Below are 12,743 nucleotides of genomic sequence, written 5' to 3' on the forward strand. Positions count from 1 at the left end.
CCCCGCAAGCGAAGCCCGAAGTCCTTCGACGACGCCCTCCCGGCCCGGTCACGGTCCGGAAGTCCACCCCGCCCTCCCACAGGAGCTTAAGAATGGCCATCGAGGTCCGCATCCCGACCATCCTCCGCACCTACACCGACGGCCAGAAGGCGGTCGAGGGCAGCGGGACCACGGTCGCCGAGCTGTTCGCCGACCTGGAGTCCCGGCACACCGGCATCCAGGAGCGCCTGGTCGACGGTGGCGAGCTGCGCCGCTTCGTCAACGTCTACCTGAACGACGAGGACGTCCGCTTCCTCGAAGGCATCTCCACCAAGCTCTCGGACGGCGACAGCGTGACGATCCTCCCGGCCGTCGCCGGTGGAATGCGCTGATGCGGTACGACAGCCCCCTGGCAGCGGTCGGCAACACGCCGCTCGTCCGGCTGCCACGGCTCTCGCCCTCCCCGGACGTCCGGGTCTGGGCGAAGCTGGAGGACCGCAACCCGACCGGCTCGGTCAAGGACCGCCCCGCGCTCCATATGATCGAACAGGCCGAGAAGGACGGCCGGTTGACGCCCGGCTGCACCATCCTGGAACCGACCTCCGGCAACACCGGCATCTCGCTCGCCATGGCGGCCAAGCTCAAGGGCTACCGCATCGTGTGCGTCATGCCGGAGAACACCAGCGAGGAGCGGCGCCAGCTGCTCGCCATGTGGGGCGCGGAGATCATCTCCTCGCCCGCCGCGGGCGGCTCCAACACCGCCGTCCGGGTGGCCAAGGAACTGAGCGCCGAGCACCCCGACTGGGTGATGCTCTACCAGTACGGGAACCCGGACAACGCGGGCGCCCACTACGCGACCACCGGCCCCGAGATCCTGGCCGACCTGCCCTCCGTCACCCACTTCGTGGCGGGTCTCGGCACCACCGGCACCCTGATGGGCGTCGGCCGGTTCCTGCGCGAGAACAAGCCCGGGGTGCGGATCGTCGCCGCGGAGCCGCGCTACGACGACGTCGTATATGGGCTGCGCAACCTGGATGAGGGCTTCGTCCCCGAGCTGTACGACGAGTCCATCCTCACCACCCGCTTCTCCGTCGGCTCCGAGGACGCGGTGGCCCGTACCCGTGAACTCCTCGCCCAGGAAGGCATCTTCGCGGGTGTCTCCACCGGCGCCGCGCTGCACGCCGCGCTCGGCGTCGCCCGCAAGGCCGTCACGGCGGGTGAGAGCGCTGACATCGTGTTCGTCGTCGCCGACGGCGGCTGGAAGTACCTGTCGACCGGCGTCTACACCGCGGCCACCACCGAGGAGGCGGTCGAGACGCTGCACGGCCAGCTCTGGGCGTAGCCACGCCTCGCGGCTCCCGGCGGCGGGAGCGGGGATTACGGGGCCGATCGGGGCTCCGTCCTGGTGATTCCGCCCACAACGCGGGCCCGTGGAGGAGCTACCAGGGCTTTAGCGCCTTACGCTCGTGGGCACCCCGTATGACCCCGCACCCGCCGCCTCGCCCATGGCCCTCGGCATGGGGGGACCCCTCAAGGAGGTTCCTGCTCCATGAAGCTCACCGTCGTCGGATGCTCGGGGTCGTTCCCGTCCGCGGAATCGGCCTGTTCGAGCTACCTCGTAGAGGCCGACGGCTTCCGGCTGCTCCTCGACATGGGCAATGGCGCCCTGGGCGAGCTGCAGCGCCACTGCGGTCTCTACGACCTCGACGCCGTGATCCTCTCCCACCTCCACCCCGACCACTGCATCGACATGTGCGCCTACTTCGTCGCGCGCTACTACCGGCACGACGGAGGCCGCGCCGAGGCGATCCCGGTCTACGGGCCCGAGGACACCGAACGCCGCCTGGTCCAGGCGTACGACGACGTGCCCGACGAGAAGTCGATGCAGGAGGTCTTCGACTTCCGCACGCTGACCCCGGGCACCTTCGAACTGGGCCCCTTCACGATCCGTACCGCCCGGGTCTGCCACCCCGTGGAGGCGTTCGGCTTCCGCATCGAGCACGGCGGCCGCACCCTGGTCTACTCCGGTGACACCGGCCCCTGCGACGCCCTGGCCGACCTCGCCCGGGGCGCCGACCTCTTCCTCTGCGAGGCGGCCTTCACCCACGGCAAGGAAGACATCCCCGAGCTGCACCTCAACGGCCGCCAGGCCGGTGAGCACGCCCGGCACGCGGGCGCCGCCGCCCTGGTCCTCACCCACATCCCGCCGTGGACCGACCCGCACCTCAACCAGCGCGACGCCGAGGCCGTCTTCGACGGCCCGGTGACCCTGGCGCGCGCGGGCGCCGTCTACGAGGTCTGAGCTTTCTGCGGCTTTTTGGGGTCCTGATACGACGGGACGGGCCGGATCCGCCTCAGCGGATCCGGCCCGTCCCGTCGCTATGCCCGGCTACCCCTTCGCGGCGGCGCCCTTCGCGGCACCCTTGGCGGTGCCCTTCGCCGCGTCCGCCGCGGCCGCGTCGTCGAGGGAGTCCTCCGGTTCGCGGCCCGGGGTCGGGATGTTGAACTTCGTGATCACGAAGCGGAACACCACGTAGTACAGGACCGCGAAGGCCAGCCCGATCGGGATGATCATCCAGGCCTGCTCGCTGTGCGACCACCCCAGCAGGTAGTCGAACAGCCCGCCCGAGAACGTGAAGCCGCTGCGTATGCCGAGCGCCCAGGTCAGCGCCATGGACACGCCCGTCAGCACGGCGTGGATCCCGTACAGCACCGGCGCGATGAACATGAACGAGAACTCGATCGGCTCCGTCACACCGGTCACGAACGCGGTCAGCGAGACCGAGATCATCATGCCCATCACGGCCTTGCGGCGCTCCGGACGCGCGCAGTGCGCGATCGCGAGACCGGCCGCGGGGAGGGCGAACATCATGATCGGGAAGAAGCCGGTCATGAACATTCCGGCCGACGGGTCGTCGTGGAAGTAGCGCGCGATGTCGCCGTGCCAGGTCTGGCCGCCGGAGGAGAAGTCACCGAACTGGAACCAGGCGAACGAGTTCAGCAGCATGTGCATGCCGACGGGGATCAGCAGCCGGTTGACCAGGCCGAAGATTCCGGCACCGGCCGCGCCATTGGACGAGAGCCACTCGGAGAAGCTGTTGAGCCCGTCGCCGATCGGCCCCCACAGGTAGCCGAAGAGGACGCCGTACAGCACGCCCGCGAAGGACATCAGGATCGGGATGAAGCGGCGGCCGCTGAAGAAGCCCAGCCAGTCCGGCAGCCGGGTGCGGTGGTACTTCTCCCACAGCACGGCGGCGGTGATGCCGACCACGATGCCGCCCAGCACGCCCGGGTCCTGCGGCTTGCCGGTGACATCGCTGACGAAGCCGGTCAGGACGTTCTTGTAGACGAGGAACCCGACCAGGGCCGCGAACGCCGTCGTGCCGTCCGACTTCTTCGCGAAGCCGATGGCGACGCCGAGGCAGAACAGCAGGGCGAGGTTGTCGAAGAGCGCGCCGCCCGCGTGGGCGAAGATCTCCGCGAGTTTGTTCCAGCCGAGCCCCGCCTTGCCGAAGACGTCGTCCTGTCCCAGTCGGCTCAGGATGCCCGCTGCGGGCAGGGCGGCGACGGGCAGCTGGAGACTGCGTCCGATCTTCTGCATACCCTTGATCAGACCGGCGCCCCGCTTCTGGGCGGGCGCCGCCGAGGCGGTGGCCGTACTCATCGGATTCCTCCTGGTGAGGCGGGCGCTCGGGATACTGGGGACGGCCCGCGATATGGTCTACACCACATGTGGTGTAGACCTGTTGTAGCACGTGAGGATCGGATAAAGGAATCTTTCATTCCGGTGTGGTCTGAACCACTGACGATCCTGCGCTGCCGGGCCCGCGTGGTTACCGTAGGGATGGCGTTCACCCGGTATCCGGAAGGGCCGAGACAACAGGACAACACAGGACAGCTCAGGACAACAGGGAGTGGACATGGCCAGTAAGGCTGAGAAGATCGTCGCGGGGCTCGGCGGCATCGACAACATCGTCGAGGTCGAGGGCTGCATCACCCGTCTCCGCACCGAGGTCAAGGACCCCTCCCTGGTCGACGAGGCCGCCCTGAAGGCCACCGGCGCCCATGGCGTGGTGAAGATGGGCAGCGCGATCCAGGTCGTCATCGGCACCGACGCCGACCCCATCGCCGCCGAGATCGAAGACCTGATGTAAGCACGCGCGCCCGCGTGAGCGCGCGGACGCGCGCCGGTCTGTGGACGCCCCGGCCTGGTGCCGCCCGGCCCCGCTCCTCCGCGCCGGACCGGGGCCGTCGGTCGCCCCGGACCGGGGCCGTCGGTGTTGCCGATAGGCTCATCCCATGTCTCGTATCGACGGCCGTACGCCCGACCAGCTCCGCCCCGTGACCATCGAACGCGGATGGAGCAAGCACGCCGAGGGCTCCGTCCTCGTCTCCTTCGGTGACACCCGCGTCCTGTGCACCGCGAGCGTCACCGAGGGTGTCCCGCGCTGGCGCAAGGGCAGCGGCGAGGGCTGGGTCACCGCCGAGTACGCGATGCTGCCGCGCGCCACCAACAGCCGCGGCGACCGCGAATCCGTCCGCGGCAAGATCGGCGGCCGCACCCACGAGATCTCCCGCCTCATCGGCCGCTCGCTGCGCGCCGTCATCGACTACAAGGCCCTCGGCGAGAACACCGTCGTCCTCGACTGCGACGTCCTCCAGGCCGACGGCGGCACCCGCACCGCCGCCATCACCGGCGCCTACGTGGCACTCGCCGACGCCATCACCTGGGCCCAGGGCAAGAAGCTGATCAAGGCCGGGCGCCAGCCGCTCACCGGCACCGTCTCGGCGGTCAGCGTCGGCATCGTCGGCGGGGTTCCGCTGCTCGACCTGTGCTACGAGGAAGACGTACGCGCCGAAACCGACATGAACGTCGTCTGCACCGGCGACGGCCGCTTCGTCGAGGTCCAGGGCACCGCGGAGGGCGAGCCCTTCGCCCGCGAGGAGCTGAACAGCCTGCTCGACCTCGCCGTCGGCGGCTGTGTCGACCTGGCGGGCAACCAGCGGGCGGCGCTTGGCGTTTAGTCAGATGACGGGCGCGTGCGATACCCGCGCGCGCCCGCGTCTGATCCCAGGGGAGGGACCGTCCATGACGTCGCGCCAGGCCCACCGCCACCGCCGCCGTTTCACCGCCGTCGGCGCGCTCGCCGCAGCCGCCATCCTGGTGCCGCTCACCACCGGCTGCGACGCCGTGGACAAGGCCCTCGACTGCGGCCGTCTCGCGGTCGAGATATCCAACGACGTGGACAACCTCCAGGACGCCGTCACCGGCGCCGCCCTCGACCCCACCGAGGCCGACAAGGTCCTCGACGCCCTCGACAAGGACATCGACAAGGTCGGCGACCGCACCGACGACACGGACGTCGGCAAGGCCCTCGACCACCTCCGAAAGGCCCTGGACAACGTCCAGACCTCCGTCGACAGCGGCGACCGCCCCGACCTGACCCCGGTCAAGGACGCCACCGGCGAACTGACCAAAGTCTGCACGCCCTGATGTAATCGCAGCCATGCAGCAACAGCACTCCGCAGGGGCGGACAGCGCACACCCCCGCCGCCTCATCCTGGCCACCCGCAACGCGTACAAGATCACCGAGCTGCGCTCGATCCTGGGCGATGCCGGGCTCGACGTCGAACTCGTCGGCGCCGACTCCTATCCGGAGGTCCCGGACGTCAAGGAGACCGGCGTCACCTTCGCCGAGAACGCCCTCCTCAAGGCCCACGCCCTGGCCCGGGCCACCGGCCACCCGGCCATCGCCGACGACTCGGGCCTGTGCGTCGACGTCCTGGGCGGCGCCCCCGGCATCTTCTCCGCCCGCTGGTCCGGCAGCCACGGCGACGACCGCGCCAACCTCGACCTGCTGCTCGGCCAGCTCCGCGACGTTCCCGACGAGCACCGCACGGCCCACTTCGAATGCGCCGCGGCCCTCGCCCTCCCCGACGGCACCGAACGCGTCGTCTCCGGCCGCCTCACCGGCACCCTCCGCCACGAACCCACGGGCGGCGGCGGCTTCGGCTACGACCCGATCCTCCAGCCCCACGGCGACACCCGCACCTGCGCCGAACTCACCCCCGAAGAGAAGAACGCCATCAGCCACCGAGGCCAGGCGTTCCGCGCGATGGCGCCGGTGGTCCGGGAGCTGTTGGGCTGAGCGACACGAAGGCGCGGCACCGGACTGGTGCCGCGCCTTCCGCGATGGGCCCGGTGGGACTCGAACCCACGACGTACCGGATCTAAACCGGCATCCTCTTGCCAGCTGGGATACGGGCCCGCGAGGGCAACTTTACTGCGTGTCGGCTCCCTGACGCCAAGTGGCGGGCGGCCGTCGGCCCCGGACCGAGAACGTTTCGGTCTGACTGTGGCAGGAAGGACAGAGATACCGCAGATTCTCGATCCGATTGTCCAGCCGGTCGCCATTGATGTGGTCGATCTCCAGGACGAGCCGTCGGCCCTGCCACACGTCACCGATGCCACAGGCGGCACAGATCCGGGGTACCCCGGTCTCGTCGAGCGCGCGCCGGAGAAACGCGGTCTTCAGCCGGGGAGAGCCGGGCTCACCTCGCTGAAGGATGTCAGCGGCGGACTTGCGGTGGGGCGACCGTTTTCCGCGCTGATGCCCTTGCCCGACGAAGTGGGCCGTGGAGATGCCGTGCTCATGGATGCTGCGCCGGACGAAGGCGCGGCCCGCCCCTCCGTTGGGGCGGCCCAGTGCGCGCAGCACGCCCGCCAGGCTGTACGACTCGGCCACAGCCTTGAGTAGATCATCGCGAGGAATGGGCGCTTGGCCGTGACGGCGGGTGAAGTGCGAAGTGTCGATGCCGAACTGCGCCAGCTTCTTCCGGAGATGGGCGTAGGCGCTGTCGTACGGGGGGACACCCAGGTAGTCGAGCATCTCCCGAATACCTTGTGACCGGGTGGCGGCCTCTTCCAGAAGCTCCCTCGTGTACACGACAGGCTTACGCGTGGGAAGTGGCTCCTCGACGAAGTGGGACGTGTCGATGCCGTAGTGCCGCAGCCGGGTGCGCAGATATCTGCGCGGGCCGCTTCCGAGGGGCATGGCGAGCCGCCGCATCATGTCGACGAGGCTTGTGGAGGCGGCCGCGACTCGGGTCAGCGGTTCGCGGGGGTATCTGTACCGATCGCTCACCGGGCCACACGTCGCTTCCGGCCACGGTATGTGTCGGTCACCGCATGGCAGTTGGGGCACAGCAGCCGCAGATTGCCAGGCCGGTTGTCCCACCAGTCGCCGTTGATGTGGTCGACTTCATGGCGCAGCGGCTTCCCGTTCCACTCCTGACCCGTCCCGCACGTCGCGCACACCTCCGGAACGCCACGTCGGACGAGTTCCTTCCGTAGCCGTTCTCCAGGGGTTCTGCCGTCCGAAGGTGACCCCAGAATCAGGCGATCACCGGCCGGTTTCCTGGGGCGCTGAGGCGCTCGGGCCGAGAAGTGCGACGTGTCGATGCCGAGCCGGGTGATGCGTCGGCCGATATGGGCCTGATTGCCACCCACGGGGCTGATCCCCAGACGACGAACGACCTCGGCCACGCTGGTCGAACATGCCACGACCTCGCGAAGTGTCGCCTCGCTGTGGCGTTCTCGTGGCGTACGCAGGTGTGAGGCGTCGATACCTGCTTCGGCGAACTTTCGGCGGAGGTAGCTCCTGCTCCCGGTGGTCGGTTCGCCACCGCACTGCCGTATTGCCTCGTCAATGGTCTTCGCGGTGTGCGCGGATTCGGCGAGCCGTTCGTAGGTGTATCTGGCGGGCATTCCGCTCCCTCCCCCTGCGACCACATGTCGCACCATCGCACTGAGTAACGAACCACCCGCCCGGCGGTTACGCACAACCATGCGAAAGGTCCCGCACCCAGCGGTGCGGGACCTCGCGGGGGAGGGGCGAGGGTCAGAGGCCCAGGTCTTTGATGATTTTGGCTACGTGGCCGGTGGCCTTGACGTTGTAGAGGGCGCGTTCGACCTTGCCCTGTTCGTCGATGATGACGGTGGAGCGGATGACTCCGGTGACCGTCTTGCCGTAGAGCTTCTTCTCGCCGAAGGCGCCGTAGGCCTCCAGGGTCTCCTTGGAGGGGTCGGCGAGCAGGGTGATCTTGAGGGATTCCTGGTCGCGGAACTTGGCGAGCTTCTCCGGCTTGTCGGGGGAGACGCCGATGACGTCGTAGCCGTGGCCGGTGAGGAATTCGAGCTGGTCGGTGAAGTCGCAGGCCTGCTTGGTGCAGCCGGGGGTGAGGGCGGCGGGGTAGAAGTAGACGATGACCTTGCGGCCCGCGTGGTCGGCGAGGGAGACCTGCTTGCCGTCCGCGTCGGGGAGGGTGAAGGCGGGGGCGGTGTCGCCGGGCTGCAGTCGCTCGCTCATGGTCGGGTGCTCCTCGTGGCGTCGGGTGTTCCGTAACGGCAGGCGTTACGTGACGACATTAGCCAGCATCGTTGCCGGGGGTGCCGTGGGGCGGGGGAGGGGGGAAGCTGACAGACTGTTCACCAGGAATCATCGGGACGACGACGGAGGCAGCGCGGTGTCGGATGCCAGGAATCCTGCGCAGATCGAGGCGGACATCGCCCGGAGGCGGCAGGAGCTCGCCGTGACGCTCGACGAGATCGGGGTGCGGGTGCATCCGAAGACGATCATGGGCGATGCCAAGGCGAAGGCGGCGTCGGCGGTGGACCGGACGGCGGGGCGGGCGTATGTGTCCGCGAACCGGGTGGTCACCAATGTGCGCGGCCAGCTGGTCACCGAGGACGGGGCGCCGCGGTTGGAGCGGATCGTGCCGGTCGCGCTCGTCGTGGTGGGGCTGGTCGGGCTGCTGGCCGTGTCGTCGACACGGGGTGGCGGCAGGAGTGGCGGTCGTAAGGGATGCAAGCGCCGTAGGTAGCCGTAGGTAGGGGACCGGGGGTCTAGGGGCTTCCTGGCGGCCTGTGGCACCGCTACGCCGTTCGGGCGGGTACGGTCATGACCGTGAGTGCGAACACGTCCCATGACAAGCTGCCCATCCGGATGCTGCACGACCGTGTGCTGGTCCGTACCGACATTCCGGAGGGTGAGCGCCGGTCCACCGGCGGTATCGTCATCCCCGCGACCGCGGCGGTCGGCAAGCGGCTGGCCTGGGCCGAGGTGGTCGCCGTCGGGCAGAGCGTGCGGACCGTGGAGCCGGGCGACCGGGTGCTCTACGACCCGGAGGACCGGGCCGAGGTGGAGGTCCGCGGGGTCGCCTATCTGCTGATGCGCGAGCGCGATCTGCACGCCGTCGCCGCCGAGCGGCTGGAGGGCGCGGAGGACTCCACGGGGCTGTACCTGTAGAGGCGACCAGACGTAAAAGAGGGTGGTGACGATTCCGTCACCACCCTCTTCGTGTGCCGGGGCTCAGCCGCCGTCCGGGCCTCCTATGTCCCCGCCCGGGTCACCGGGCCCGCCGGGGCCGCCGTCGGTCGGCGGGCCGGTCGGGAAGTCCGTGGGCGGGGTCTGCGGAGGCTCGGCCGTGGGCTGGGTCGGCGGGCTGGTCGGGAACGTCGGCGGCTGGGTCGGGGCCGTGGGCGCCGTGCTGGGCGGTGTGGTGGGGACCGTCGGGGCGGAGGGCGGAGCCTGGCTGGAGGCGGGCGGCAGCTCGGGCGTGCCGATGCCGTCCTCCAGCTTCAGGTCGAACTCGGCCGGGGGCTTCCCGTCCAGCGCCCCGGAGACGTAGTCGGCCCAGATCTCGGCGGGGTAGCCGCCACCGTTGATCCGGTCCAGTCCGGTGGCCCCGTACAGCGGCTTCTGGACGCCGGTGTTCGAGTCCTGGCCCATGACGGCCACGACGGTCGCCAGGTCCGGGGTGTAGCCCGCGAACCAGGCCGCCTTGTCCTCCTCGGCGGTGCCGGTCTTGCCCGCGGCCGGGCGCTCGGCGCCCTGCGCCGCGGTGCCGGTGCCGCCCTCGACGACGCTCTGCAGTATCGAGGTGGTGGTGTCCGCGGCGGTCCGGGGGATGGCCTGCCGCTGCTCCCGGTCGGGCAGCTTGACCTGGGCCCCGTCCTTGGTCATCTGGGCGACCAGGCTGTACTGCCCGTGCTTGCCGTGGTTGGCGAGCGTCGCGTACGCCTCGGTCATGTCGAGCACGCTGGCGGTGGCGGGGCCGAGCGCGATGGAGGGGGAGGCGTGCAGGTCGGGGGTGGCCTTGGGGATGCCGAGGTCGAGCGCGGTCCGCCTGACCTTGGCGGGGCCGACGTCCTCGGCCATCTGCGCGTACACCGAGTTCACCGACTTGTCGGTGGCCGTGGTGACGTCGATGTCGCCGTAGTCGACGTCGTCCTCGTTGGCGGGCGCGTAGCCGGTGGGGCCGTCCGGTCCGATCACTTCGCGCTTGTTGTCGCCGTTGTAGAGGGTGTCCGGGGTGATCGTCTGGCCGTCCTGGGTGGTGGACCCATTGGCCACCGCCGAGGTGAAGACGAATGGCTTGAAAGTGGATCCCACTTGGTAGTCACGGCGCGTCGCGTTGTTGACGAACTGCTGGGTGTAGTCGATCCCGCCGTAGAGGGCGACCACCTTCCCCGTCTTGGGGTCGATCGAGGCGCCGCCCGCCCGGACGTACTGGTCGACCTTGCGGTCGTCACTGAGCTTGTCCATCAGCCGGTTGCGGACGGCCTTGGTGAAGGCGTCCTGCTTGCCCTTGTCGATCGTGGTGGTGATCCGGTAGCCGCCCCGGGCCAGGGTCTGCTCGTCGATGATGCCGTTGCTGGTCAGGTAGTCCTCGACCGCTTCGACGAGGTAGCCGCGCTGGCCGGACATGCCGGAGGGGGCCCTGGCCTCGGTGGGGGCCGGGAAGGTCATCTTGCTGCGCTCGGCGCGGCTGAGCCAGTGCTTCTTGACCATGCCGTCGAGGACGTAGTTCCAGCGGGCCACCGCCCGGGGCTTGTTCTGCGGGTGGGCGATGATGTCGTACGCGCTGGGGGCGTTGAGCAGGGTGGCCAGATAGGCGCTCTCGGCGGTGTCCAGCTTGTCGATGCTCTTGCCGTAGTAGGCCTGGGCGGCGGCCTGGATGCCGTAGGCGTTGCGGCCGAAGTAGCTGGTGTTGAGGTAACCCTCAAGGATCTTGTCCTTGCTCACCTCGCGATCCAGCTTGATCGCGATGAAGAACTCCTTGCCCTTGCGGGTGACCGTCTGTTCCTGGTCCAGGTAGTAGTTCTTCACGTACTGCTGGGTGATCGTCGAGCCGGACTGCTTGCCCTTGCCGGTGGCGGTGTTCCAGGCGGCGCGGACCATCGCCTCGGGGTTGATCGCCGACTCGCTGTAGAAGTCCCGGTCCTCGGCGGCCAGCACCGCGTGCTGGGTCCGCTTGGGCACCTGGCTGAGCTGCACGTTCTCCCGGTTGACCTTGCCCTCGCGGGCGAGCGGGGAGCCGTCGGAGTACAGGAAGACATTGCTCTGGGCGATGGCCGCCTTGTTGGCCGCCGGGATGTCGACGAGCAGATAGCCGCTCACCAGGGCGCCCGCGACGAGGACGAGGAACAGCAGCGAGCCGCCGAGCACCATCCGCCAGGTGGGGAGCAGCCGGCGCCAGCCGGTGCGGTGGGGGCGGCCCTTTCTGCCCGCGGTGCCGCCCTTGCCGGAGCCGTCGCGGCTGCTCGGGTCATCCACGCCGGCCGCGCCGCCGTCGATCAGTTGGGGCTCGTCGCTCATGTCTCCTGAGACTCCTCGGCCGCCGTCGAGGGTTGCGCCGCGGCGGAATCTTGCATGGTCGGGCGATTCGCGTCGTACGCCCCATAAAACACTGTCGCATCATCCGTTCCGGGCCAGGGACGTGGCACGCACCCGTGACTGGTCTGTGACCGGCCGAACGGGTGATTCCCCTCACACCATCCAGTGAAAAATGCCTGGCTGTATCACCTGCCCGCGGACTAGGCTTCCACGCTTTGGTGCCTTTGGGCGCGGTGCGGACGGGGGAGGGGGAGACAGGCTGATGCGGCTCTACGCGGCCGTCGCGGTGAGTGCTTTCAAACGCTACGCGACGTACCGGGTGGCCACCGTGGCCGGGGTGTTCACCAACACCGTTTTCGGCTTCATCGTCGCGTACACGTATGCCGCGCTGTGGGACGAACGGCCGCGTCTCGGCGGGTACGACCTCTCCCAGGCCCTCACCTTCGTCTGGCTCGGCCAGGCGCTGCTGGCGACCGTCGCGCTGTTCGGCGGCGGATTCCAGGACGAGCTGCAGGAGCGGATCCGCTCCGGCGACATCGCCGTCGACCTCTACCGCCCGGCCGACCTCCAGCTGTGGTGGCTGGCCTCGGACCTCGGCCGGGCCGCCTTCCAGCTGCTGGGGCGCGGCATCCTGCCCATGGTGTGCGGCGCGCTGGCGTTCGAACTCACCCTGCCCGGCTCCCCGTTGACGTGGCTGTGGTTCCTGCTGTCGGTGGGGCTCGCGGTGTGTGTGGGGTTCGCGGTGCGCTACCTGGTCGCGCTGGCCGCGTTCTGGCTGCTGGACGGGTCGGGGCTGAGTCTGATGAGCGGGCTGCTGTCCATGTTCTTCTCCGGGATGGTGCTGCCGCTGAACGTGTTCCCGGGGCGGCTCGGCGAGATCGCCGGGTCGCTGCCGTGGGCGGCGATGCTCCAGGTGCCCGCGGATGTCTTCCTGGGGCATCACCGGGGGGCCGCGGTGGCGGGGGCGCTGGCCTTCCAGGCGGGGTGGGCGGTGGTGCTGTTCGCGGCCGGGCGGGCGCTCCAGTCGGTCGCGACCCGGAAGGTGGTGGTCCAGGGTGGCTGAGCCGTCGGCCAGGGTGACCGAGC

The 12,743-nt window shown here is 69.5% G+C and carries 15 protein-coding genes and 1 tRNA gene; 10 read left to right on the top strand and 6 right to left on the bottom strand.

Annotated features, from left to right (window positions below; genetic code table 11):
- The first annotated feature begins 92 nt into the window (after positions 1-92).
- The 3 genes from ACZ6CL_RS25290 (at position 93) to ACZ6CL_RS25300 (ending at position 2,281) form a co-directional block, all read left to right on the top strand.
- Complete coding sequence (locus ACZ6CL_RS25290) at positions 93-371, top strand: MoaD/ThiS family protein (RefSeq protein WP_468939057.1); 279 nt, start codon at positions 93-95, stop codon at positions 369-371.
- On the top strand, positions 371-1,321 hold the full coding sequence (locus tag ACZ6CL_RS25295) for a PLP-dependent cysteine synthase family protein (RefSeq protein ID WP_468939058.1): 951 nt from the start codon (positions 371-373) through the stop codon (positions 1,319-1,321). The genes ACZ6CL_RS25290 and ACZ6CL_RS25295 overlap by 1 nt, the downstream gene beginning before the upstream one ends.
- A gap of 207 nt (positions 1,322-1,528) precedes the next feature.
- On the top strand, positions 1,529-2,281 hold the full coding sequence (locus tag ACZ6CL_RS25300; protein WP_468939060.1) for an MBL fold metallo-hydrolase: 753 nt from the start codon (positions 1,529-1,531) through the stop codon (positions 2,279-2,281).
- Between the two features lie 87 nt (positions 2,282-2,368).
- Here ACZ6CL_RS25300 and ACZ6CL_RS25305 read toward each other — a convergent pair whose 3' ends face one another.
- Entirely contained in the window at positions 2,369-3,643 is a 1,275-nt protein-coding gene (locus ACZ6CL_RS25305) for a PTS transporter subunit EIIC (protein ID WP_468939062.1), read from the bottom strand.
- A gap of 196 nt (positions 3,644-3,839) precedes the next feature.
- Here ACZ6CL_RS25305 and ACZ6CL_RS25310 point away from each other — a divergent pair, with 196 nt between their 5' ends.
- From ACZ6CL_RS25310 to rdgB, 4 genes are all read left to right on the top strand, one after another.
- Complete coding sequence (locus ACZ6CL_RS25310) at positions 3,840-4,133, top strand: PTS sugar transporter subunit IIB (protein ID WP_361487530.1); 294 nt, start codon at positions 3,840-3,842, stop codon at positions 4,131-4,133.
- Between the two features lie 145 nt (positions 4,134-4,278).
- Positions 4,279-5,004, top strand: a complete 726-nt coding sequence (gene rph / locus ACZ6CL_RS25315; protein WP_385436977.1) for a ribonuclease PH — start codon at positions 4,279-4,281, stop codon at positions 5,002-5,004.
- Positions 5,005-5,068: 64 nt separating this feature from the next.
- Entirely contained in the window at positions 5,069-5,473 is a 405-nt protein-coding gene (locus ACZ6CL_RS25320) for a hypothetical protein (RefSeq protein WP_468939065.1), read from the top strand.
- A gap of 13 nt (positions 5,474-5,486) precedes the next feature.
- Positions 5,487-6,128: an RdgB/HAM1 family non-canonical purine NTP pyrophosphatase gene (gene rdgB / locus ACZ6CL_RS25325; protein ID WP_468939068.1), complete on the top strand. Its 642-nt coding sequence runs from the start codon at positions 5,487-5,489 to the stop codon at positions 6,126-6,128.
- Positions 6,129-6,173: 45 nt separating this feature from the next.
- Here rdgB and ACZ6CL_RS25330 read toward each other — a convergent pair.
- From ACZ6CL_RS25330 to bcp, 4 genes are all read right to left on the bottom strand, one after another.
- Positions 6,174-6,248, bottom strand: a tRNA-Leu gene (locus ACZ6CL_RS25330).
- A gap of 12 nt (positions 6,249-6,260) precedes the next feature.
- Positions 6,261-7,052 (bottom strand): HNH endonuclease signature motif containing protein, encoded by a 792-nt coding sequence (locus tag ACZ6CL_RS25335; RefSeq protein WP_468939070.1) that lies wholly within the window; start codon positions 7,050-7,052, stop codon positions 6,261-6,263.
- 68 nt (positions 7,053-7,120) lie between these two features.
- Entirely contained in the window at positions 7,121-7,747 is a 627-nt protein-coding gene (locus tag ACZ6CL_RS25340) for an HNH endonuclease (RefSeq protein WP_468939071.1), read from the bottom strand.
- Positions 7,748-7,880: 133 nt separating this feature from the next.
- Positions 7,881-8,348, bottom strand: coding sequence for a thioredoxin-dependent thiol peroxidase (gene bcp / locus ACZ6CL_RS25345; protein WP_468939074.1), 468 nt, complete (start codon positions 8,346-8,348; stop codon positions 7,881-7,883).
- Positions 8,349-8,505: 157 nt separating this feature from the next.
- Here bcp and ACZ6CL_RS25350 point away from each other — a divergent pair, with 157 nt between their 5' ends.
- Both ACZ6CL_RS25350 and ACZ6CL_RS25355 read left to right on the top strand, forming a co-directional pair.
- Complete coding sequence (locus ACZ6CL_RS25350; RefSeq protein ID WP_468939077.1) at positions 8,506-8,862, top strand: DUF3618 domain-containing protein; 357 nt, start codon at positions 8,506-8,508, stop codon at positions 8,860-8,862.
- A 77-nt stretch (positions 8,863-8,939) separates the two neighbouring features.
- Complete coding sequence (locus ACZ6CL_RS25355; protein ID WP_468939080.1) at positions 8,940-9,287, top strand: GroES family chaperonin; 348 nt, start codon at positions 8,940-8,942, stop codon at positions 9,285-9,287.
- Positions 9,288-9,350: 63 nt separating this feature from the next.
- Here the strand turns inward: ACZ6CL_RS25355 and ACZ6CL_RS25360 are convergent, their stop codons facing one another.
- On the bottom strand, positions 9,351-11,639 hold the full coding sequence (locus ACZ6CL_RS25360; RefSeq protein WP_468939082.1) for a transglycosylase domain-containing protein: 2,289 nt from the start codon (positions 11,637-11,639) through the stop codon (positions 9,351-9,353).
- Between the two features lie 280 nt (positions 11,640-11,919).
- Here ACZ6CL_RS25360 and ACZ6CL_RS25365 point away from each other — a divergent pair, with 280 nt between their 5' ends.
- Positions 11,920-12,720, top strand: a complete 801-nt coding sequence (locus tag ACZ6CL_RS25365) for an ABC transporter permease (protein WP_468939085.1) — start codon at positions 11,920-11,922, stop codon at positions 12,718-12,720.
- The last annotated feature ends 23 nt before the right edge of the window (positions 12,721-12,743 follow it).

The organism is Streptomyces sp. NPDC041200 (assembly GCF_055591805.1).